The sequence below is a fragment of the Acidimicrobiales bacterium genome (assembly GCA_036378675.1).
Taxonomy (GTDB): domain Bacteria; phylum Actinomycetota; class Acidimicrobiia; order Acidimicrobiales; family Palsa-688; genus DASUWA01.
In genome coordinates, this window is record DASUWA010000043.1 from 32,832 (window position 1) to 52,346 (window position 19,515).

Annotated in this window: 21 protein-coding genes; 10 read left to right on the forward strand and 11 right to left on the reverse strand. The window is 64.6% G+C overall.

Annotation, left to right across the window (positions count from 1 at the left end; translation table 11 throughout):
* Nucleotides 1-52 precede the first annotated feature (52 nt).
* Nucleotides 53-1,858 (reverse strand): MFS transporter, encoded by a 1,806-nt coding sequence (locus VFZ97_13920; GenBank protein ID HEX6394529.1) that lies wholly within the window; start codon nt 1,856-1,858, stop codon nt 53-55.
* Nucleotides 1,859-1,940: 82 nt separating this feature from the next.
* Between VFZ97_13920 and VFZ97_13925 the strand changes: the two genes are divergently transcribed.
* Nucleotides 1,941-2,861 (forward strand): alpha/beta fold hydrolase, encoded by a 921-nt coding sequence (locus VFZ97_13925; GenBank protein HEX6394530.1) that lies wholly within the window; start codon nt 1,941-1,943, stop codon nt 2,859-2,861.
* A gap of 64 nt (nt 2,862-2,925) precedes the next feature.
* Here VFZ97_13925 and VFZ97_13930 read toward each other — a convergent pair whose 3' ends face one another.
* Nucleotides 2,926-3,225, reverse strand: a complete 300-nt coding sequence (locus VFZ97_13930) for a hypothetical protein (protein HEX6394531.1) — start codon at nt 3,223-3,225, stop codon at nt 2,926-2,928.
* Nucleotides 3,226-3,384: 159 nt separating this feature from the next.
* Nucleotides 3,385-3,858, reverse strand: coding sequence for a nuclear transport factor 2 family protein (locus VFZ97_13935; GenBank protein HEX6394532.1), 474 nt, complete (start codon nt 3,856-3,858; stop codon nt 3,385-3,387).
* 100 nt (nt 3,859-3,958) lie between these two features.
* On the opposite strand from VFZ97_13935, the gene VFZ97_13940 reads away from it, so the two are divergent.
* Nucleotides 3,959-4,468 (forward strand): hypothetical protein, encoded by a 510-nt coding sequence (locus tag VFZ97_13940; protein ID HEX6394533.1) that lies wholly within the window; start codon nt 3,959-3,961, stop codon nt 4,466-4,468.
* A gap of 2 nt (nt 4,469-4,470) precedes the next feature.
* Here VFZ97_13940 and VFZ97_13945 read toward each other — a convergent pair whose 3' ends face one another.
* Nucleotides 4,471-4,791, reverse strand: a complete 321-nt coding sequence (locus tag VFZ97_13945; protein HEX6394534.1) for an STAS domain-containing protein — start codon at nt 4,789-4,791, stop codon at nt 4,471-4,473.
* Between the two features lie 24 nt (nt 4,792-4,815).
* Complete coding sequence (locus tag VFZ97_13950) at nt 4,816-6,303, reverse strand: MFS transporter (GenBank protein HEX6394535.1); 1,488 nt, start codon at nt 6,301-6,303, stop codon at nt 4,816-4,818.
* Between the two features lie 122 nt (nt 6,304-6,425).
* Here VFZ97_13950 and VFZ97_13955 point away from each other — a divergent pair, with 122 nt between their 5' ends.
* Nucleotides 6,426-7,016 carry a helix-turn-helix domain-containing protein gene (locus VFZ97_13955; protein ID HEX6394536.1) on the forward strand — a complete coding sequence of 197 codons (591 nt, stop codon included), beginning with the start codon at nt 6,426-6,428 and terminating at the stop codon, nt 7,014-7,016.
* 53 nt (nt 7,017-7,069) lie between these two features.
* Here VFZ97_13955 and VFZ97_13960 read toward each other — a convergent pair whose 3' ends face one another.
* Entirely contained in the window at nt 7,070-8,500 is a 1,431-nt protein-coding gene (locus VFZ97_13960; GenBank protein HEX6394537.1) for an alkaline phosphatase family protein, read from the reverse strand.
* A gap of 194 nt (nt 8,501-8,694) precedes the next feature.
* Between VFZ97_13960 and VFZ97_13965 the strand changes: the two genes are divergently transcribed.
* From VFZ97_13965 to VFZ97_13985, 5 genes are all read left to right on the forward strand, one after another.
* On the forward strand, nt 8,695-9,015 hold the full coding sequence (locus tag VFZ97_13965; protein HEX6394538.1) for a GYD domain-containing protein: 321 nt from the start codon (nt 8,695-8,697) through the stop codon (nt 9,013-9,015).
* Nucleotides 9,016-9,090: 75 nt separating this feature from the next.
* Complete coding sequence (locus tag VFZ97_13970) at nt 9,091-9,504, forward strand: hypothetical protein (protein HEX6394539.1); 414 nt, start codon at nt 9,091-9,093, stop codon at nt 9,502-9,504.
* Nucleotides 9,497-10,087, forward strand: a complete 591-nt coding sequence (locus VFZ97_13975) for a dihydrofolate reductase family protein (GenBank protein HEX6394540.1) — start codon at nt 9,497-9,499, stop codon at nt 10,085-10,087. Before VFZ97_13970 ends, VFZ97_13975 begins: the two co-directional genes overlap by 8 nt.
* 8 nt (nt 10,088-10,095) lie before the next feature.
* Nucleotides 10,096-10,656 carry a dihydrofolate reductase family protein gene (locus VFZ97_13980; protein HEX6394541.1) on the forward strand — a complete coding sequence of 187 codons (561 nt, stop codon included), beginning with the start codon at nt 10,096-10,098 and terminating at the stop codon, nt 10,654-10,656.
* Nucleotides 10,657-10,732: 76 nt separating this feature from the next.
* On the forward strand, nt 10,733-11,521 hold the full coding sequence (locus tag VFZ97_13985; protein ID HEX6394542.1) for an aldo/keto reductase: 789 nt from the start codon (nt 10,733-10,735) through the stop codon (nt 11,519-11,521).
* Nucleotides 11,522-11,547: 26 nt separating this feature from the next.
* Here the strand turns inward: VFZ97_13985 and VFZ97_13990 are convergent, their stop codons facing one another.
* Genes VFZ97_13990 through VFZ97_14005 form a run of 4 tightly spaced genes read right to left on the reverse strand, consistent with a single transcriptional unit; the run spans nt 11,548 to nt 15,761 of the window.
* Nucleotides 11,548-12,747 carry an FtsX-like permease family protein gene (locus VFZ97_13990; protein ID HEX6394543.1) on the reverse strand — a complete coding sequence of 400 codons (1,200 nt, stop codon included), beginning with the start codon at nt 12,745-12,747 and terminating at the stop codon, nt 11,548-11,550.
* Nucleotides 12,747-13,481 carry an ABC transporter ATP-binding protein gene (locus VFZ97_13995; GenBank protein ID HEX6394544.1) on the reverse strand — a complete coding sequence of 245 codons (735 nt, stop codon included), beginning with the start codon at nt 13,479-13,481 and terminating at the stop codon, nt 12,747-12,749. Before VFZ97_13995 ends, VFZ97_13990 begins: the two co-directional genes overlap by 1 nt.
* On the reverse strand, nt 13,478-15,076 hold the full coding sequence (locus VFZ97_14000; protein HEX6394545.1) for a peptidoglycan-binding domain-containing protein: 1,599 nt from the start codon (nt 15,074-15,076) through the stop codon (nt 13,478-13,480). Before VFZ97_14000 ends, VFZ97_13995 begins: the two co-directional genes overlap by 4 nt.
* Entirely contained in the window at nt 15,051-15,761 is a 711-nt protein-coding gene (locus tag VFZ97_14005; protein ID HEX6394546.1) for a hypothetical protein, read from the reverse strand. The genes VFZ97_14000 and VFZ97_14005 overlap by 26 nt, the downstream gene beginning before the upstream one ends.
* Nucleotides 15,762-15,879: 118 nt before the next feature.
* On the opposite strand from VFZ97_14005, the gene VFZ97_14010 reads away from it, so the two are divergent.
* Together VFZ97_14010 and VFZ97_14015 are read left to right on the forward strand one after the other, a co-directional pair.
* A complete protein-coding gene (locus VFZ97_14010) occupies nt 15,880-16,536 on the forward strand; it encodes a response regulator transcription factor (protein HEX6394547.1) in 657 nt (218 codons plus the stop codon).
* Entirely contained in the window at nt 16,533-17,942 is a 1,410-nt protein-coding gene (locus VFZ97_14015; protein HEX6394548.1) for a HAMP domain-containing sensor histidine kinase, read from the forward strand. The genes VFZ97_14010 and VFZ97_14015 overlap by 4 nt, the downstream gene beginning before the upstream one ends.
* On the opposite strand, the gene VFZ97_14020 is transcribed toward VFZ97_14015, so the two are convergent.
* Entirely contained in the window at nt 17,939-19,384 is a 1,446-nt protein-coding gene (locus VFZ97_14020; GenBank protein ID HEX6394549.1) for an MFS transporter, read from the reverse strand. The genes VFZ97_14015 and VFZ97_14020 overlap by 4 nt on opposite strands.
* Between the last annotated feature and the right edge of the window lie 131 nt (nt 19,385-19,515).

The window sequence follows — 19,515 nt, forward strand, 5'->3', positions numbered from 1 at the left end:
CACCCTCGACCGCCACCCGATAAATGTTTACGACGGCCGCTTCCACTATGCGTCACCGCGGCCAGCCCTCGGTTGTGACGGCGGATCGGGCTTTGGCGGCCGAGATGACCCCAGCGGCATGGATGTCCTCGCCGGTCGGGATTGTTCCACTCGTCGTGATGTCGGTGTAGCGGGTGTGGCGTCCACGGCTCACAGACGCCGCTGCGGCGACGACGCACGCTGCGATTGCGAAGCCGAACGCGGTGTGCAGGCCGTGGGCGAAAGGCGACGAGATGAGATTGGGGAAGAACGACCTGCCCTGCAGGGCGGCCGCGTGGGAGGGCGAGACATGAGCGAGGACCGACGACCCGAGCAGGTGTTGCATCGGGTTGTAACCCAAGAACGCGGCGAACAGGGTGGCCACAGGGGGCAGGTGGGAGACGTGGCTGGCGACACCAGGACTCACACCCTGTTGGGTCAGACCGTGATACAGGGTTGCCCGCAGCGCACCTGAAAGTCCGATGATCACCAGCGAGAAGAAGATCCCGATGGAGAGGACTTGCGCTGAGTTCTGGAACGTAGTCGCCATCCCCGCTCCAGCCCCCCGGTGCTCAGCGGGCAGGCTATTCATCACCGCCGCCCGGTTGGGGGACATGAACAGACCGTTGCTGAGACCCATCATCAACAACAGGGGGGCAAAAGCCCAATAGTCGAAGTCGATCGGCAGCCGTTCAAGCAACAGGAACGCCGCGGCGGCGCAAAGCATCCCTCCGGTCGCGAACAGCCTCGCCCCGAAACGGTCCGATAGCCACCCCGATATCGGTCCGGCGACGAGGAATCCGATGGTCAAAGGCAGCATGTAGATCCCAGCCCAAAGAGGAGTGCGCGCGAAGTCGTAGCCATGGAGGGGCAGCCAGATGCCCTGCAACCAGATGATGAGCATGAACATCAATCCGCCTCGCCCAACCGCGGACAGGAAGCTGGCGAGTGTGCCGGCTGTGAACGCCCGGATCCGGAACAAGGGGATCCTGAACATCGGGTCGGTCGTATGGGTCTCTATCAAGACGAAAGCGATCAGTAACGCCACGCCCCCGGCCAGCTCGCCGATGACGGCCGGGTTCGTCCATCCCATCGAATGACCGTGATAAGGCTCGATGCCGTATGTGATCCCGACCATCACCAGGATCAATCCAGCCGCGAACGTTAGGTTGCCGGCCCAATCCACCCGGGCCGGATTGCCAGGCAGGACATCGTGCAACTTGGTGTATGCCCACACCGTGCAAAAGAGACCGACTGGTACTGAGATGAGGAAGACGAGTCGCCAGTTGACGGGCGCCAGCAGACCGCCCAGGACCAAGCCGATGAAGGTGCCGCTTGTTGCAGCTACCCCATTCAACCCCAGGGCCATGCCGCGTTGATAGGGCGGGAAGACATCCGTCAGGATTGCAGCGGAGTTGGCGAAGAGCATGGCTCCACCCACGCCTTGGAACAGCCGCAACACGATCAGCCACATCGCCCCTGACTTGCCGCTCATCCAGTCAACTGTGAGGAGCAGCGAGAAAAAGGTGAAGACGGCAAAGCCGAGGTTGTACATCTTCACTCTTCCGAACATGTCGCCCAGGCGACCCAAGCTGACGACGAGGACGCTGGTCACCACCAGGTACCCAAGGATCATCCAGAGTAGATAGAAGCTGTTCGAAGGAAGAAGCGGGTCCAACTTGATGCCGCGGAAGATGTCGGGCATGGCGATCAGGACGATCGATCCGTCGATCGTCACCATGAGCGTTCCCAGGGTGGTGTTGACCAGGGCTACCCACTTGTACCGGTCAGTACGACCAGCGCGAACATTTCTGGGCTCTATGAGTCGTATCGTACGCATTGCTAACGGATAGGGTCAATCACGTAGAGCCGAACCCAGCGACCCTTGCGCTGGCTGGCCTTCACCGCGGTACCTTCTCGGGGTGACGCCAGTGGAGAAGCGTGTCGTTCACCTGCACGGGCACCGGATGGTTTATCGGATCGGCGGGGAGGATTCGACGACCAAGCGGCCCGTACTGCTGCTGATACACGGAATGGCCGGCAGCTCGGTCACTTGGCGTGAGGTCATGCCGGCGCTGTCGCAGCGCTACACCGTAATCGCCCCCGACCTGCCCGGTCACGGAGAGTCCGACAAGCCGCGCCAGGATTACTCGTTGGGGGCTCAGGCGAACGCGCTGCGGGACCTCCTTGTCGCCATTGGAATCGACCGGGCCACGGTAATTGGCCAGTCACTTGGCGGTGGCGTCGCGATGCAGCTGGCCTATCAACATCCCATGCATTGCGAACGCCTTGTCCTGGTCTCGAGTGGCGGACTGGGCCAGGAGGTCTCATGGATCCTGCGTGCTCTCACCTTCCCCGGTGTTGAGTACGTCACGCCGATTCTGTTCCCTTCGTTCGTGCGCGACGCGGGAAACTTGGTCAGCCGCAGTCTGCAGCGCTTCGGGCTACGGGCACCGCGGGTCGAGGAGGAGTGGCGCAGCTACGTCTCGCTCATCGATCCCGAGACCCGCGAGGCATTCCTGCGAACTCTACGCGCCGTCGTAAACGTAGGTGGCCAAACGGTCAGTGCTCACGACCGGCTCTACCTATCGTCTCTGCTGCCCACCCTCATCTTGTGGGGTGAACGCGACAGGATCATCCCTGTCGCCCACGCGCACGAAGCCCACCGAGCGATGCCCGGGAGCCAACTAGTGATCTTCGAAGAATCCGGTCACTTCCCTCACGTCGAGGAGCCCGCTCGTTTCATTCAGACATTGACTGAATTCATCGAGAACACCGAGGCGACGAATCTCGAGGGTTCGGCCTGGGGTGAGCTGCTGATAGCCGGACCCGAGGTCGTGTAAAGCACCAAGTGGCCGCAGCCGTAGCCAAGAACTAGCCGAGTTGTGATGATCTTTGGAGCGGTACTCAGACCTCGCCGGCTATTCGCTGCTGGTCGAGCAAGTGAATCGGCATGACCGCTGGCTCGCCTGGATCGACCCCAACCTCGGCAAGGATCGGCATCAGTTTCTGTCCGAAGGCCCCGAACGACTCCTGCGAGTCCCAGACGTCGTAAACCATCAGATCGCCGTCGTCTCCGAAGCACGAGTGATGCAGACGGCCTTGCTGGTCGGCCAGGCCCACTCCAGCGGCTTCGAGCCGCTTGTGGACTTCGCGAAACTGCTCCAGGGTCATGCCCTTCGGATGGAAGTAAACGGCTATCGGCACTTGGCGCCCCCTTGGGTCGGTCCTCGGCTTCATTGGCTTCGGCCGGGACCCGCCCGCGGGTCCGACCTGACTAGGGCATGATGGCTGCCGCGAGTGGGCGGGTCAAGGGCAAGTTCCGAAAGTCGAATAGAAGCGTCCGTGCGTGGGTTGCCCGCGAGTTCAGGCACCAAGTCGGCGGGCGCCCTCCGCTCTCGCCAGTTCCATGATGGCTGGGTCACCAGCGCGCCAGGTCACCATGAGTCGGACGCCGGTCAGCAACCAGCGTCCGGCTACCCGCGCGAGCGTGTCCTCGTAGTACCCACCGATCGTGTACCAGGAGGCCGCGTCCGTCGGGTCGTAGACGTGATGCGCGTGAACGTACATGGTGATCGCGGCGTTGTCACCGTCGATCGTTGCGAGCGGGTTCGTCATGGAGTGCTGTGTCGCGGCGAGCCCCGTAAACAACGGAACCACCCCGGCGACCCACTGATCCGCACTCATCCGCCGCGGCGGAAGGTCCGGGTCGTAGCTTGCGAAGTCGATCGCCACCGTGTCGGCGAACAACGAGCGATACAACCCCCAATCCCGACGATCGACCCCAATGGCATATCGGTACAGGGTCTCAGCGACGGCGAGCTCGTTGGATACGTTCATCGAGAAAGTCTAGAGATTTGGCGTCGTCGGGATAGAGAGGATCCGCCCGAGATAGCGCCTGTCTGAGCTGACTGCCAGCTCGCTAGGCTCCGTCACCAGCATGAGCATGCGAAGTGCGCCTGAACAACGGAGCGCAGTGGCCGGCCGACCGGTATTTGCAGACGTGGCCGACGCGTTGCGAGGCCTGATGCCGGCCGAACTCGGAGACGTCGGGCTTTACGAGCATCGTTATGGGATAAAGGTCTGGTTCGGCTCCCCGAAGGCGCCGCGCGAGCACTACGAGGCTCAGGTCATCGGCGCTGATCTCGCGCCCGGCGCCAAGGTGCTTGGTCTGGAGATCGGCTTTCATTGCGAATACCCCGAGCCTGCCGACAACGAGGCAGCGCTCGCCCGGCTGGTGGCCAAAGAGAAGACCTGGCGTCGCAAACTGGGACGAGAGCCTGTAGTGGGGCCGTTCCTCGGCCGAGCGAAGCACTGGCGTCGCATCTCCGAGATCTGGCCTGACCCGGATCTCGGAGATCCGGAGCTCCCCTTTGAGCTGGCGGATCGCTTGGCGGAATATGTGACCTGCTTGGAGCCTCATCGTAGGAATCGCCCCGTCGGCACCTGACGTTACGCAGCTTCTCCGGGTCGCGACGTACCGATAAATCGCAGGTCGATACCGAGCAGGTCGAGGCGGGATTGAACCGCCGCGGGCACCCTTGTGACTTGGACCTCGCCCGCGATGCTCCGGATCAGCCGGACCGAGCGCAGAAGGCGAGTTATGCCCACCGCGTCTACCGAGATCACATGTTCGAGGTCGATCTCTACGCGAACGAACGGGGTGAGCACGTTGTGCACCGCGTGCCCTAATGCACCTGCGTTGGACCAGTCGAGGTCCCCGATCGGACGAAGGGAAACCATTCCGTCGGGATGAGTCTCAGTTTTGATCATGACGTACCTTTCGCGTTCAGGTCTTTAGGCAGTAACGAGTTCCGTCTGGCTGGGAAGGTCATCGCGATCGGCCCGCAGCAGAAGCAGCGACACCACCGCCGCCCCGGCCAGTAACACCCCGCTGATCGCGAAAGCGGTGGTGTAACCGTGGACCGTCGCCGCTGCGAACGCCGAATGCACTCCGTGGTGGGATGCCAGATAGCCGGTGGTCGCCGAGGCGGCAACCGTGCTGAGCAAGGCGACCCCCAGAGAACCACCGGTCTGCTGCGTGGTGTTGACCAGCGCACTGGCCACACCCGCGTCGCTCTCGTCGACGCCGATCAGCGCCGCGCTGCTCATCGGCACGAAAGCGGTCCCCAGGCCCAGGCTCACCATGAGCTCGGCTGGGAGGATGTGGGTCAGGTACGAGCTATCGGGATGCACCTGGGTGAAGAGCGCCAACCCAAGGGCGCCGAGGAAGAACCCGGCCGTCATCAGCGGTCGGGGCCCGACCCTGGGCAGCACCTGGCTCGACAGGGTCGCGCCCGCAACTATCCCCGCCGAGAAGGGCAGGAAGGCGAAGCCCGCTTTGAGGGCCGAGTACCCGAGGATCTGCTGGAAGTAGTAGGTGAGGAAGAGGAACATGGCGAAGAGGGCGATGCCCACCAGCAACGAGGAGATGAAGGAGCCTCCCCGGTTGCGCTCGGCCAGCACCCGCAACGGAAGGAGCGGGTTGTCGCTGCGATATTCGATCGCGCAGAACACCGCGAGCAGCACCGCCCCGATCGCCAGGAAGGTCAGGGTCTGGCCTGCTCCCCAGCCGTGGCTCTCCGCCCGGGTGAACCCGTAGACCAGAGCGAGCAGTCCGGCGGTCGAAGTCACCGCGCCAGGGACGTCGTAGCTCGAGCGCCGTTCCGTGCGGCTCTCGCCGACCAGGCGGGTCGCCGCGTACGCCGTGACCAGCGCGATCGGAACGTTGATCAGGAGCGTCCACCGCCACGACACGTACTGCGTCAGCAACCCTCCAAGGATCAGGCCCAGCGCCGCCCCGCCACCGGAGATGCCGCCGTACACACCGAACGCCCGGGCCCGCTCGTGCTCCTCGGTGAAGGTGACGGTGATCAGCGACAGCGCGGCCGGCGCCATGACCGCGGCCATCGCACCCTGCAGCGCCCGGGCCCCGAACAGCATGGCCGAGCTTTGGGCCAGGCCGCCGAGGGCGGAGGCGCCGGCGAACCCGACGAGGCTCAGCACGAACATCCGCTTGCGCCCCAGGTAGTCGGCGATCCGGCCACCGAGCAGCAGAAGGCCGCCGAACGCGAGGGTGTAGGCGGTCAATACCCACTGCCTGTCGTTTACGGACAAATGGAGGGCTCGCTGCGCCGACGGCAAGGCGATCGTCACGACCGTCGCGTCGAGCACGACCATGAGTTGGGCGATGGCGATCACCGTCAACGCCCGGAACCGGCGGGGGTCCGGTTCGGAAATGGCCTCGCCACCCGGCGTGAGGAGCTCAGTATCAATTACAGCCATGCGACTGCCTCTTTCTTTGAACCTTGGGGGGAGATATAATCGGAGCGTGCGTTCCGGTTTCCCATCACTATACGGAACGATCGTTCCGTTTGTCAATCGGTATTTAAGGTTGTGGTGACGTCATGACCGCCGCCTGCTCGTTGCCCTTACGGGCCGATGCCCGCCGCAACCGTGAGCTGATCCTCGACGCGGCGGACAAGGCATTCGCCGAGGAGGGTCTCGGGGTTCCCGTCGACGAGATCGCCCGCCGGGCCGGTGTGGGGGCGGGGACTCTCTACCGCCACTTTCCGACCAAGGAGGCTTTGTTCCAAGCCGTGCTTGTCGCCCACCTGGATGAGATCGCCGAGCGCGCGCGGGAGCTGGCGGAGCGGGAGGACGCCGATGAGGCGCTCTTCGAATTCATGACCTGCCTGGGCGGGGAGGCTGCGTCGAAGAAGAACCTCATCGACGCGCTTGCCGGTGCAGGCGTCGATGTCCATCAGACTGCGCCGGAGTCGAAACGATCCGTGGAGGACGCGTTCAGGAAGCTGTTATCGCGCGCGCAGGCGACGGGCTCGATTCGGTCCGACGTGACCATCGATGATCTCTTCGGTTTGATCATGGGCACGTGCGCCATGGGCAACCCGGCGTCCGACGCCTCGCAGGCGCGGATGCTTGCGATCGTCTGCGCCGGTCTGAGGGCTTCGCCGGCACCCACCGGCAGCGCTACGTGAATTCACCCCTCACGTAGGTGCGATTGGCCACCTCCGGGCCGGGTGCTGGCCGGTCAGTGGGGGACCGGCTTCGGGGATACCGAGGGCACGGTGAAGGGAGACCCGCACGCGGCGGCGGCGCCGACTGCAGGTCCGCCGACATCGAGTGAGGTCGGGATGCGGGACTGCGGGTCGTCAAGGCGTCGGCGATTCACGTCGAGCGCTGACAGGAGGTTCTTGGCGTGAGCGTCGCGGGCGGTCAGGGGGTGGAGGCCGAACAGCGATTCGATCATTGCAAGAGACGAGGTGTGCTCGTAGGGGCCTTCGTGCACAACGCCGGGCTTGCCGAACGGCGAGACGACGATGCACGGGACTCGGAAGCCGAGCTGACCGTAGTTGGGGTGGGTCTGGCCGAGCGTGGTCACGTTGCCGATGTGCGAGACGGTATTGGGATCGGTGTCGTCGATCACGGTGGGGGGAGGAACGTGGTCGTAGAAACCGCCCCACTCGTCGAAGGTGATGACCAGGATCGTCCGTTCGAGAAGGCCTGCGTCCGCGAGGGCGTGGTAGACGTCGGCCATGACCTTGTCACCGAGGCGAACGTCTGCCAGGGGATGGTCGTCGTCAGAGGTGCCGGCGCCCTCGTCCACAAAGGAGGGATCGACGTAGGCCACGTTGGGGAGAGTGCCGTTGCGGACGGCGTCGAGGAAGCTTTCGCCCTCGGGAGCGATGGTGATCGGCGGCAGGGTCGTCCCATCTATCACCCCGGTGGCCGGGATCGGGGTCGCCTGCGAGTACGGACGCACGAACTGGGCGTACTTCTGGCCCCACAGAGCGAGGAAGGGGGCGTCCTGGAAGTAGTAGGCGCCGGTCGGTGGCTGGCCGGGGAGCGCTGGCCCGTGTAGAGGCGACAGCTGGTCCCAGACAGTAGGGAGGGTAGAAATGCTCGGCCCGCCGCTGTTGTGGTCACGGTCGGTGCGCGCAGCATGCTGATAGAAGCGATTCGGGTACGTCTCCGCAGCGATGGCACAGAAGTAGTGGTCCAGTACCACGTAGTTGCGGGCGAGGGCCGCAAGTACGGGGAGGTCCTTATCGATGTAGTAACCGATCGGAAAGGTATTGGCCGCAGCATGCGTGCTGCTGGAGAACGGTCCGGGCCGCTTCAAGAAGCCGTCACAACGGCCTCCGTCGAACTCGATGAGCCAACCCTCCCAGGAATGGTCGGCGTCGCTGTAGCCGCACCCCTGAAAGTCCGGCGCCAAGTGGTAGTTCGGGTACCACAGCCCATCGAGAGCCTGATAGAGCCCCGATTGGGTTCCGTTGGCGCCCGGCAGCCACCCCAGGAGGTGGTCGAAGGACCGGTTCTCCAACATGAGGATGACGACATGGTCAACGCCCAGTTCGGTCGCCGTCGGGAGGTGGGCCGAGCCGGCGATAGAGGAGCTGTCGGCCAGCGCAGGTACTGCGGCACCTATCGCGGCCAAGCCTGCGCCCGTTCCGGCCATGCGGAGAAAAGAACGTCGAGTGAGCATGGCGAATCAATTCCGCTGGCCGGCTTCGCCGTCCCCCCGGGATCCGAAGGTTTCGCCGCCGGTACACCCCTTATTAATGTCGACAGGTGAGCTCGTTAGAGCCTCAGGTCGCGACGGTGACTAGGTGGACGTAGTGTTTGTGCACCTACTGATGAAGGAGCGAGCCCATGCCGAAGTACCTTCTTGAGGTCAGTTACACGCTCGACGGTGTGCGCGGAGTCGTCGCGAAGGGCGGTAGCGCTCGCAAAGCGGCGGCTCAGGCCGCGGCGAAGAGCGTGGGTGGCAAGTTGGACGTGTTCTACTTCGCGTTCGGAGGGACCGACGTGTTCACCGTCGCTGACTTACCGGACAATGAGGCGGCCGCAGCCCTGGCGCTGGCTGTCACCGCGGGCGGAGGAGCGACCGTGCGCACCGTGGTGCTCCTCACCCCCGACGAAATCGACTCGGCGGCACAGAAGAACGTGAAGTACTCGCCCCCAGGTAACTGAGCGGGTCAGCCCAGGGCTCTGGGGCAACATCGTGTTGTCGAGTCCGGCCATCGCTGAACCAGCCTCCGCCGGCAGGTGCCGGCGGACGTAGGCTCACAGTCGGTGTACAACGCCCAGATACGGGACGATGCTCCGGAGGGGATTCACGCCGACTGGTCGGGGCGGCACGCCGCCGCCACCTATGACGCGCTTCGGTCCTACCACCGAGCGATGGGTTCTAGGTATCCTCTTGAAGACGCGGTGCGCCAGGTTGAGTGGGGAGCCTATGAGTGCACATTGCGGGGCCACCAAATGCGGCAGGTGATCGAACGGGCGCTCGACTCGGCACAAGACTGGCGCGGGGAGCCGCTCGAGACCGTCGACGTTGGCCGCACTCGGATGGTGGGGCCTTCAGGTCTGGAACCGCCAGGTTCACGCACGCTCGGATGGCTGCACGAGCACCTGGACGAAAGCCACGTCTACCTGCTCACAGCTGAGATCTTTGAGTGAGGAAACGGAGACCACCGTACCAGAACTCCTCGTCGATTTCATCACTTCGCTTGATGGCTACGCGGCTGCGGACGGCTGGCCTGGCTGGTGGGGGCTGGAGGGACCCGAGTACCTCGGGTGGTTGGGAGATCAGCCCGAAGCCGACTACACGATCCTGATGGGCGCAACCACGTACCGTGTCATGTCGGGACTCGCCGCACAGGGCGAGCCAGGTACCGATGTCCTGGCGGGCATGTCGAAGGTCGTCTTCTCGACCACATTGGGAGAGTCCATTTCTTGGGCGAACACACAAGTCGTGGCTCGAGATCCGGTTGAGGCCGTGCGGGAGATGAGGGCCGAGGCCTCCAAGTCGATGCGAACCATAGGCAGCCTCACACTGTGCCGCTCTCTGCTGAAGGCCGGTCTCGTGGATCGCTTCCGCGTGGTTGTCTTTCCCGTCATCACCGGAAGCAGCGGCCGGGAGAGGATCTATGACGGCTATCCCGATGTTGCTCTCGACATGATCAGCAGTCGCACCTTCGACGGTCGCATCCAACTGCTCGAGTACGTTCCGACGATCCTGGCCGGGCCGCCCGGCGCCTAAGCAGCGGAATGGCCAAGCTGGTTTTCGTCACGAATGTGTCCCTCGACGGCTACGTCGAGGACGCGCACGGCAGGTTCGAATGGACCGCACCCAGCGACGAAGTGTTCACTTTCATCACCGACGTTGTGCGCCCCGCCGGTACCTACCTCTATGGCCGGCGGTTGTACGAGACGATGGCAGTTTGGGAGGCCGACCCCGCCCTTTCCGCCCAGTCGAAGCTCATGGCCGACTTCGCGAACGTCTGGCAGACGGCCGACAAGATCGTCTACTCGGCCTCGCTGCAGGCGGTATCGACGGCCAACACGCGGCTCGAGCGCCGCTTTGACCCCGATGTGGTTCGCGACATGAAGGCGTCCGCCGAGAGCGACTTCACCATCGGCGGCCCGACCCTCGCAGCACACGCGTTCAACGCCGGACTGGTCGACGAATGCCACCTCTTCATCTATCCGGTGCTCGTCGGTCAAGGGAAGCCCGCATTTTCCAGCGACGCGCCCGCCCTGTTGGAGCTGATCGAGGAACACCGGTTCGACAACGGTGTCGTGTACCTCCGCTACCGCGTCCATATCTGATCTACCGAACGGAAGCGCACTGTCGCTTCGCTTCGACGACCCAAACTGGGTGCGCTTCGGGTGCTAAAAAGCTGAAGTGGAATCTCGCCAGTTGTCGGATGGCACCAAGATCCCTCTACTCGCGTTGGGGGTGTGGCAGATACGAAACGGGCCTGAGTGCGTCAACGCAGTTCGGTGGGCGCTTGACGCCGGATACCGGCACATCGACACTGCCCAGCTGTATGGCAACGAAGAGAGCGTCGGCCAGGCCGTGCGGGAGAGCGGAGTGCCACGTGAGGAGCTTTTCGTTACAACCAAGTTCAACCCCTCGCGGCGCGATCCTGTGGCGGAAGCCGAAGGCAGCTTGCGGCGAATGGTTCTCGACTACGTGGACCTATATCTCGTTCACTGGCCTAGCGGCGGTGCGGCCCGGGCCTGGCCGGGCATGGAGAAGGCACTACAGCTCGGTTACACCCGCTCAATCGGTGTGTCCAACTACGGGGTGGCTGAAATGAACGACGTCGTTGGTGGGGCCGAGGTTCCTCCGGTGGTGAACCAGGTTCAGTTCAGTCCCTTCGAGTACCGGCGCGCGCTTCTCGACGCCGCAACCAGGCACAACATAGTCATCGAGGCCTATAGCCCTTTGGGGACCGGCCGCCATCTCAAAGACCGTCGGGTGGGCGAGGTCGCATCTCGAGTGGGTCGTTCGCCTGCGCAGGTCCTCTTGCGGTGGTGCCTACAACGCGAGACCGTGGTCCTGCCGAAGTCGACCCACCGGGATCGCATCGAGGAGAACGCCAGGATCTTCGACTTCGAGCTATCGCAAGAGGACATGGCCGAGCTCGACGGGCTGGATAGCACGAACGGAACCGGCGAGGCTGGCTAGATCAGGACTGATCGGGCACGGACGAGCTATACGGTTCGTAGCGCCTCGGTCGGTGATAAGCGCGCCGCGCGCGTCGACGGGTAGAGACCGGCGATGGCGCCGATCACCAGCGCGGCGCCGATTCCGCCATAGAGGGCCAGTCCCGGGATCACTACCGACCAGTGCTGGGTAACCGCGTAGATGCCAGTCGCCACGCCGCCTATGACGGTGCCCGCCAGCCCGCCAAGTGCCGAGAGCAACAGTGCTTCCGCGAGGAACTGTTCGGCGACGTGGCGCCTGCTTGCTCCCAGGGCGCGGCGAAGCCCGATCTCCGAACGGCGCTCGAGGACCGAGATGACCATGACGTTGGCGATGCCCACACCGCCGACTAGCAGAGCCACCGCGCCGAGACCGAGCAGGAGACCGTTGTACGCGCCCTTGGTGGCGACCTCGGCCTTCAGCACGTCGGAGGGCTGGCTGACGTTCACGAGCGAGGGATCTCTCGGGTTGACTGTCGCGGGCAGGACCGTCGCCACTGCGTTGACCTGGCTGGGCACGCTGCGCAGGTAGATGTTGGTCGGGTGACCGTCGAAGCCGAAGTTCCTTTCCGCCACGGGAAAACCGATCAGGGCCATGCTGTCGATCTGCGTCACCAACTCGACGGGCTTGAGGATGCCGACGACGGTGAACCACCGCCCGCCCAGCCACACCTGAGTCGGGCTGGACAGATCGTGGATGCCCAGGAGCCGCGCGGCTTCGGCGCCGAGCACGACCGCTGGATAGCGCGCGGTCGCGGCGTTCAAGAAGGTTCCGTGGGCGACTGTCGCTCCGAGGGTGGCCGGGAGGAACGCGTCGGTCGCGGTGACCGCGATGCCGTTGGTGTTGATAGGCGGCACGTAGGGGTTGCGGTACACGTGGGCGTTCGAGATCGTGGCGATCTCGGTCACGTTGGTGACCGGCGCGATCCTTGACACCATGCCCTCGGCGTCGGTCGGCAGCTCGGACTGTTGCCCGAACGCGCTTTGACCCGCTTGGACGCTGAGCAGGTTGCCCAACCGGCCGAGTTCGGCGAGCAGCCCAGACTTTGACGACTGGGAGATGCCGAGCACGCCGACGATCGCGGCGATGCCGATGCTTATGCCGAGAGCGGACAGCGACGCTCGCACCCGCCGGCTGCGCAAGCCCAAGCTGCCGATACGCATCAGGTCGCGCCGCGACAGCTTGGACGCGGTCCTGCCGTCGCGCATCACAGTTGACCGTCCCGTCGCGAGTCATGGACGATCTTCCCGTCGCGTATCTCGATCCGCCGTTCCATCGCCGAGGCAACGTCGAGGTCGTGGGTGATCACCACGATGGTGGTGCCCTCGTCGTGTAGCTCGCGGAGCAGGGCGAGGATGGATGCGCCAGTAGCGGTGTCGAGGTTGCCGGTTGGCTCGTCCGCCATTACCAACGCCGGCCGCCCGGCCAACGCGCGCGCGATCGCGGTGCGCTGCTGTTCCCCGCCCGACAACTGGTTCGGCCGGTGCCCCATCCGGTGGCTCAGACCGACGCGATCGATCGCCGCGCTCGCCAAGCGTCGCCGGTCGGAGACCCGACCTCCCCGGTACAGCAACCCGTCGGCAACATTGTCGAGCACGCTGAGACCGTCGAGCAGAAAGAATTGCTGGAAGACGAAACCCAAGCGCCGAGCCCGCAGACCTGACAGTTGTTTGTCTGACATCGTCGAGGTGTCCTCGCCCGCAATTCGCACCACACCTCGGGTGGGTCGCTCGAGGGTGCCCATCACGTGGAGTGCGGTACTTTTTCCAGATCCTGACGGACCGAGGATGGCGACCAGCTCGCCTGGATCGACACGCAGTGTGACACCGGCGAGAGCGACGACCGGAGGGTCGCCCGGGTACTCCTTCGCGACGTCGACGAGCTCGAGGACAGGGGTCGCAGGGGCGGCCCGCTCCTCGACAACCTGCGTTGCGAGCGTCACGAGGAAGGTACCTCCACCAGCATTCCGGCGCTGATGTCCGGAGAGCTGATCTGGACCATGGTGTTGCTGTACAACCCGGTGGTCACCCCGACCAAGTGATGAGTGGCTCCGGTGACCACCTCGACCGCGTCTCCGCCTCCTTGCAGAGCCAGGAGGGCGTTGATCGGCACTGCGAGAACGTCGTCGGCGTGCTCGGTGGTGATGTTCACGTCCACCGGGGCCTGGTCAAGAGTCGCACCCCGCGGGGTGCTGTCCATTGTGACGGTGACGGTGACCGTCGGCGTCGACGAGTTGCCGCTTCCGCTCGACGAGCAAGGCGACTGGTCGGCCGAGTTGTTGCCGCCGCCACCTCCACCGCCGCCTCCGTTGCCGCTGGGGCAGGTCGCCACGTTTCCGACGGTTTGCACGTGCCCCCCCACCGTGGAGGTGCCATCGGGCAGTACAACCGTCACCGCGTCGCCGGGCTTCACCAGGTACTCCTGGGTGACCTGCAGCGCGACACTGACGATCGGGGTGGTGCTGGTCGCGTTCATCACCGTGCCGCCGCTTCCGCCTCCGACCGCCTGCCCGACCGAAGGGGTGACGGAAGTGACCCGGATCGGACCGGGCTCGAAGACGACCTGACCCAAGAGGATCGTTCCGCTCGCGGGAAGACCTAGAGCTGACTGCCAGCGCTGCACCGCTGTTGCCGTCGCCGACGAGTAGTGGTTGCTCTGAGTGAGGCCGCTCCCGTACCCGAGGGTTATCAGGTCGTTGGTGAGCTGGCCCACGTCAGCCCCGTCAGGCATGCCCACGTAGAACGCTCGGTAGGCGGCGCTGGTACCGTACAGGAGAGGGACCGGCTGACCGTCGAGTGAGTACAGGGTTTGGTCCTGGCTGATGACGTCCCCGGCCTTCGGCAGGTGGGTGAAGGTCGTGTTCGGGTTGACCTCGTTGACTTCCAGAGCGGCGAGGTTGGCCTGGGCGGCGGTCAGCTGATTGTTGTCGGTTTCGATCTTCGCTTCGGACTGATTGCGGTCGCGCTTCGCGTTCGCCCGTGCGGTGGTGAGCTGCTGCTGTGCCTGGGTGAGTTGGGTCTGGTCCTGGCTCACCTTCTGAGCGTCCTGGCCGCACGCCTGCGTGGCTGATCCGTTGCCGGCACATTCTTGGCTCTGTCTGCTCTGATCGGCGCTCAACGTTGCGGCAGCAGAGTTGACTGTGTCTTGCGCGGAAGAGATCGCTTGATTGTCGGCGGCGGTGGTGTCGGACTGGGAGGTTTGGTCCGACGCCAACGCCTGCTGGTCCTGGCTCACCTGCTGTTGGGCTTGAGCGACCTGCTGCGCGGTCGTCCCGGTGGCGGCGGCGATGACGTAGGAACCCTGGTAGCCAATCGAGCCGCTCACCTGTACGGTCGACCGCAAGTTGGTCCTTACTACCGGACTGGTGGCGAGGGTGACGCCGTTGCCAGAAGCAGAGGTGCCCGTGGTTCGCACGCTGCCGCTCGACGCCTCGGCGACCCCGCTCGCGACCGCGCCGCCGACGATGGCTCCAGCGAGCGCTGCGACCAACACCACTCGTTTGACGGTTACCTCAGCCACCACTGCCTCCAGTGGCAATGCCGGAACCTCCCGGCCCGCTCTTACCGCCCGGCCCCCCTTCGGGGCCGGTTCCGGCGGTCGCCTCGATTGCGCCGCGCTGGGGCGTGCCGCCGAGTCCGGGCACTCCGGTCTTTTTCGCGCACAGCTTCGACGCGTTCTTGAAGGTCGCATTGTTCGGGTTGAGGTCGCTGCCGGGTTGTACTCGAAGCTGTAGGCCCCCTCCGGACTGCGGGTCGGGAAAGTCCGGGACTCCGTTGGCCCGCATGCACTGTGAGTACTTCGCCATCTTCGCCGGATCCGGCTTCTCCAGCGGCTGGCCGCCGCGCAAGGCCGTCGAGGCTGCTGTCAAGTAGTCACTGCAAGGGTTGTCCTTGCCGTTCGGGGCCCCGAGGGTGGCGGGGCCCGGCCCAGTCCCGGCACTCGGGAACGTGATGTGAATCACCCCGTTGGCGTCGATGGTCGGGTCGACCTGGCCGGGGTCGCCGTTGTTCCTCATGCAGCTGGCCCACTCGTCGAGCAGTTGGGTCGGATTCCCGTGGGGAAGCGTCGTGGTGCTTCCAGTGCCGTTGTTGCCCTGGTTACCGCTGCTGTTGCCCAAGCTGGCCACGTGCGGGCTGCTGGAGCTACCGCATGCGGACAACCCTAAGGCCGCCACGGCGACGAAGGCGGCGATCCACCACGATCGCCAGAACGTCTTGCTCATCTATCGCGCCTCCTGAGATTCGTGCATCGCGAGGCGTTGTAAACCTCGAGGCATAAAGCCCCGGTAAAAAACCCGCACTTTTATCGGATCTTTAAGTTTCGAGTGCGACGATGCCGGTGTGAGGCTGTTAGTTGTCGAAGATCGGCATGTCATGGCGGACTCCATCGCTCGGAGCCTGCGCCGCGAGGGCATGGCGGTCGACGTCGCCTATGACGGGATGGCCGCGCTGCGCCTTGCCGTCGACAACGACTACCAGGTGGTCGTCCTCGACCGTGACCTTCCGGGAGTACACGGAGACGAGGTGTGCCGCCAGCTCGCCGGGGGCGAAGCCCGGATACTCATGCTGACCGCATCCGGGACCGTCGACGACCTGGTCGAGGGACTGAGCCTCGGAGCGGACGACTACCTTCCCAAGCCGTTCGCGCTCGCCGAGCTCGTCGCCCGGATTCGAGCGTTGGCGAGGAGGTCCACCCAGGCCCTGCCGCCTGTCCTGACCGCCGGTGAGCTCACCCTCGACCCCAACTGCCGGCTCGCCGAGCGGGCCGGCAATCCGTTGATCCTCACCAACAAGGAGTTCGGTGTCCTCGAAATCCTCATGTCGCCCCCTGGTCGGGTGGTCAGCGTCGAGGAACTGTTGGAGCGGGTGTGGGACGCCCACGCCGATCCGTTCACCAACACCGTGAGGGTCACCGTCGCAAACCTCCGCCGCAAGATAGGAGACCCGCCCATGATCAGCACCGTCATCGGTGCCGGCTACCGGATAGCGACATCATGAGAGCGATCCGATGGCCGCACCCAACCGTGCGGCTGCGGTTGACCCTCACCTACACCGCGCTGTTCGTCGTAACCGGGGCGGCCCTGCTCGGGGTCAGCTACGTACTCCTCCAGCAGCGGGAAAAAGGACCGGGAACCGCGGTGCAGATCATCTGCACGACCAAGGGCCCCGACGGTCAGCCGGTCAGCGCCGCCGTGGGTGTCAACGTCAACCAGCCCGGCCCGTTGACGGTGAACCCGAGCAGCTGCCCCAGCGCCGTCGGGAGCGTCTACTACCACTCGTTCTCAGGCGGCATCGGCGGCGGAGAGGCGGGGGCGAGCGGAACGCTGCCTGGCAGCGGAGCCGTACTCGGCAAAGTGCCGGGACCGATTCCTGGTCCGACTGCCGCAGAACTCAGCCGGCTGACCAACACCGTCAAGGCGAGCCAGGCGCAAACGCTCCGCACCTTCAAGGTCGATTCTGCACTGGCACTCGGACTCCTCACTATCCTGGCGTTCGGACTTTCGTGGTGGATGGCCGGACGGGCACTCCGTCCGGTCCACCGGATCACTGACGCAGCGCGGAGCCTTTCCGAGCAGACCCTCCACGCCCGAATCAACCTGGACGGGCCCAACGACGAGCTGAAACAACTTGCCGACACGTTCGACTCGATGCTGGGTCGGCTCGATCGTGCGTTCAATAGCCAGCGGCGCTTTGTAGCCAACGCATCACACGAGTTGCGCACCCCGTTGGCGACGGAACGGGTCCTCATCGACGAAGCCCTGGCCAACCGGTCAGCGACCCCCGACGAGCTTCGTTCGATCCTGGAGGAGCTGCGAACCAACAGCGAGGACACCGAACGGCTGATCGACGCCCTCCTGGTGCTCGCCCGTTCCGAGCGCGGCGTCGACAAGTGGACAACCGTAGAGCTTTCGGCGACTACGACCGCGGTTGTCGAGCACGCCCGCGTCGAAGCTGCGCTCGCCGGGGTCCTGGTTGAGACGGACCTACAGCGCGTACCGGTCAGCGGTGATCCTGCTCTGATCGAGAGGCTCGTCGGGAACCTGGTCGAAAACGCGGTTCGGCACAACGTCGTTGGCGGATCGGTGTCGGTGGCAACTCGAGCTGAGGGTGACGTGGCCCTCGTTGAGGTGGCTAACACCGGGGCGGTCCTCGATCCCGCCGTGGTCTCCGGGTTGGTGGAGCCGTTCCGGCGGGGGAGAGCGGACCGCAGCTCACACGATGGCGGATTCGGCCTTGGGCTCTCGATCGTCGACGCGATCGTCGGCGCCCACCACGGGAGCATGACCGTTGCGGCGCGTCAGCGGGGTGGCCTCGACTGCACAGTGCGATTGCCGCTCGCAGAGGCTGTCAACAGCTCAGTCGCCGTGTCGACACCCGTCGTAGAAGTAGGCACACAGGACTAACCTCCGAGGGCCTCAGCGAGGACTGGCGCGGTCTGGTCGCGATCGAAGACCTCGCGGGTGAGCGAGCGGCGTGTGCCGGCGATCGCTGCCACTACGCCCGCGAGTGAGAATCCAGCACCCACCCACAAGGCGGCCTTGAAACCGTCAACGAAGACGGTCGATGTTGTGTAGATGCCTGGCCTGGAGAACACTGAAGCAAGGACGGCGACACCGAGAACGCCGCCGAGCTCGCGAAGCGCGCTGTTGGTACCTGAGGCAACCCCGACCTCCTCGGGCGGTACGGCCGCCAATACTTCGGTAGATACCGTCGGGAAGACCATCCCGATTCCGAGACCAGCGACGCCGAGGGCGGCCCCGATCTCGCCGAACCCGACGCGGGTGCTCGCGATCGCCGCGATCCAGGCGAGACCAACCGCTTGGAGTAGCAGGCCTAGGGCCATGAACGGACGGTTGCCGTAGCGCTCGGCGAGCTTGCCCGCAATCGGTGAGACGAACATCGGGGCACCCGTCCAGGGCAGGAGACGCAAGCCGGTTTGCAGCGGCGAGAGGTGCTGCGCCGTCTGGAAGAACTGCGACATCAAGAAGACGGCACCGAAGAGACCGGCGTACATGAAGAAACTCGTGCCGTTCGCGCTCGAGAAGCTCGGGCGACGAAACAGGGAAAGCGAAAGCATTGGCGTCGAGGTTCTCTGCTCCCACCACAAAAACGCGCCGATGATAACTACGCCACCGACGAGCGCAGCAGTCACCTCGCTGCTTGACCAGCCGACAGTGTTCGCCCGTACCAAGCCCCAAGTCAGCCCGAAGAATCCCGCGCCGGCCAATCCCAGCCCAACCAGGTCAAGGCGAGGTCGGGGGCCGTAGCTTTCGCTCAATCGTTTGGCCGCCAAAGGCACGAGAATTAGGCCTATCGGAACGTTCAACCAAAAGATCCAGTGCCAGTTGATGCCCTGTACGACCGCGCCTCCCACAACGGGACCGCCTGCGACGGCTAGGCCGGCGATGCCGCCCCATACCCCTATTGCCATCCCCCGACGTTCTGCCGGGAAAGCCTCGCTGATGAGAGTGAGCGTGAGAGGCATCACCATCGCTGCGCCCACGCCTTGCAGCGCCCGGGTGGCGATGAGGACCCCAACCGTTGGCGCCAAGGCCGACCCTGCTGAGGCCAGGGTGAACACCGACAGGCCTGTGCAGAAGATTCGTCGTCGTCCAAACCGATCGCCGAGCGCGGCGCCCGTAAGCAGCGAGCAAGCGAACGCGAGGTTGTAGGCGTTGACCGTCCACTCCAGATCCGACAACGTCGTGTGCAGTGACACGCGCAGCACTGGCAGAGCTGTCGTCACCACCAACGTGTCCAGAGCGGTCATGAACAATCCGAACGCTACGAGCACCAACGTCCAGACAGGACGCGGAGTCTCCTCCGTGGAGCTGGGTTTGGTCATCGTTGATGGCATGGTCCTTCCTTAGTGACGTCGCCTGTCTTCGCCCGGCGAGGGCGGCATATATACAGACACCTGCGTTTGCAAAAATTGGTCGCCCGGATCAAGGAACTTGGGGCCGGATATCTCATCAC

Excerpts from the sequence above, each read along its gene's own strand:
- VFZ97_13920 (HEX6394529.1), bottom strand. The coding sequence starts at position 1,858 with ATGCGTACGATACGACTCATAGAGCCCAGAAATGTTCGCGCTGGTCGT.
- VFZ97_13935 (HEX6394532.1), bottom strand. The coding sequence starts at position 3,858 with ATGAACGTATCCAACGAGCTCGCCGTCGCTGAGACCCTGTACCGATAT.
- VFZ97_13940 (HEX6394533.1), top strand. The coding sequence starts at position 3,959 with ATGAGCATGCGAAGTGCGCCTGAACAACGGAGCGCAGTGGCCGGCCGA.
- VFZ97_13945 (HEX6394534.1), bottom strand. The coding sequence starts at position 4,791 with ATGATCAAAACTGAGACTCATCCCGACGGAATGGTTTCCCTTCGTCCG.
- VFZ97_13950 (HEX6394535.1), bottom strand. The coding sequence starts at position 6,303 with ATGGCTGTAATTGATACTGAGCTCCTCACGCCGGGTGGCGAGGCCATT.
- VFZ97_13955 (HEX6394536.1), top strand. The coding sequence starts at position 6,426 with ATGACCGCCGCCTGCTCGTTGCCCTTACGGGCCGATGCCCGCCGCAAC.
- VFZ97_13960 (HEX6394537.1), bottom strand. The coding sequence starts at position 8,500 with ATGGCCGGAACGGGCGCAGGCTTGGCCGCGATAGGTGCCGCAGTACCT.
- VFZ97_13965 (HEX6394538.1), top strand. The coding sequence starts at position 8,695 with ATGCCGAAGTACCTTCTTGAGGTCAGTTACACGCTCGACGGTGTGCGC.
- VFZ97_13980 (HEX6394541.1), top strand. The coding sequence starts at position 10,096 with ATGGCCAAGCTGGTTTTCGTCACGAATGTGTCCCTCGACGGCTACGTC.
- VFZ97_13990 (HEX6394543.1), bottom strand. The coding sequence starts at position 12,747 with ATGCGCGACGGCAGGACCGCGTCCAAGCTGTCGCGGCGCGACCTGATG.
- VFZ97_14005 (HEX6394546.1), bottom strand. The coding sequence starts at position 15,761 with ATGAGCAAGACGTTCTGGCGATCGTGGTGGATCGCCGCCTTCGTCGCC.
- VFZ97_14015 (HEX6394548.1), top strand. The coding sequence starts at position 16,533 with ATGAGAGCGATCCGATGGCCGCACCCAACCGTGCGGCTGCGGTTGACC.
- VFZ97_14020 (HEX6394549.1), bottom strand. The coding sequence starts at position 19,384 with ATGACCAAACCCAGCTCCACGGAGGAGACTCCGCGTCCTGTCTGGACG.